2 protein-coding genes are annotated in these 1,161 nt (G+C 67.6%); both read right to left on the bottom strand.

Going from position 1 to position 1,161, the window contains the following annotated elements; translation table 11 throughout:
* Positions 1-590: IS630 family transposase (locus AQJ46_RS43230; RefSeq protein WP_063803922.1), on the bottom strand; the 590-nt coding region annotated here is incomplete at its 3' end.
* Positions 587-1,102, bottom strand: coding sequence for a winged helix-turn-helix domain-containing protein (locus AQJ46_RS43225; RefSeq protein ID WP_107117440.1), 516 nt, complete (start codon positions 1,100-1,102; stop codon positions 587-589). The genes AQJ46_RS43230 and AQJ46_RS43225, both read right to left, overlap by 4 nt.
* Positions 1,103-1,161: the final 59 nt, after the last annotated feature.

Here is a 1,161-nt window from a genome sequence, read left to right as displayed (position 1 = left end):
TACTGATCTTTTCGTAAGTTCGGTGGGTGTGGTGGGCGGATGGTCAGGCCGGTATGGGCGAGGAATGACCAGGGCAGTCGGGGGTTGGCGTTGATGCGGTGGATGCCTTGCTCGGTGGCGTCGGCGACATCGGCGAGGTGGTCGCCGGCGAGGTTGGCGAGTTCACGCTTCTTGAGCGAGGACCACAGCAGTTCCACCGGGTTCAGCTCGGGAGCGTAGGCGGGTAATCGTTCCAGGGTGAGCCAGTCCTGTCCGGCGACCCAGGCCCGCATCGCCCGGCTCCAGTGAGCGGACAGGCCGTCCCAGACCAGGACCACTCGCTCGCCGCGGTAGAACACCTTCACCTGCTCCAGGACCTCGATGAGCCCGGCGGTGTCGTAGCTGCCGGGCTTGAGGTGGAAGCACAGGCGGGCCCCGCGATCGGGGTCGGTGGCGTGGTAGCCCAAGGCTCCGGCCATCGACGCGCGTTTCCAGTTCAGGCGGTGCCGCAGGAGCGGAGTCCGCCCTCGGGGCGAGTAGGTGCGGCGGATCTGAGGGAGCAGTGAGACGCCTGATTCGTCGAGGAAGACGATCCAGGCACGTGTGTTCACGGCCCCTTTTTGATGCGCGGCCACTCGTGCGCGATCCAGCGGGCGATCTCCGACTCGTCCCGCTCGACCGCCCGCCGCTCGGGCCGTTGCAGGCTCCATCCGAGCCGGCCGGTCAGCAGCCGCCACACCGACGCCCTCGACAACACCACCCCCGTTGCCCGGGTGACGACCGCGCCGACTCGTTCCAGGGTCCACAGGTCGGCCTCGAAACCATGAGCCTGGGCACCTTGCTCCAACGCGGCCCGGACCATCTCGACCTGGGTGTCGTCCAGCTTGGGTGGGCGTCCGGTGGCTGCCCGTCTCCGCAGGCCCGAAGCACCGTCTTGCTCCCACACCCGCCGCCAACGCCGCACACTCTCGGCACACACCCCCACCGCCCTCGCGATCTCCGCATTCGAGACGCCGCCCTCGAACAACTCGACTGCCCGAACACGACGCGCCTCCGCCAACTGAGGCCGCGACAAAGGAGGAAGGCAGGAGCCGGCAACCGAAGGGGAAGGTTGATATGCCACCCCGACAGCCTCCCACCCACGGCCACCACACCCACCGAACTTACGAAAAGATCAGTAGT

This window comes from Streptomyces canus (assembly GCF_001514145.1).
Classification (GTDB): domain Bacteria; phylum Actinomycetota; class Actinomycetes; order Streptomycetales; family Streptomycetaceae; genus Streptomyces; species Streptomyces canus.
Note: the sequence above shows the minus strand (reverse complement) of the source record. Positions and strands in the feature narration are given on the sequence as shown.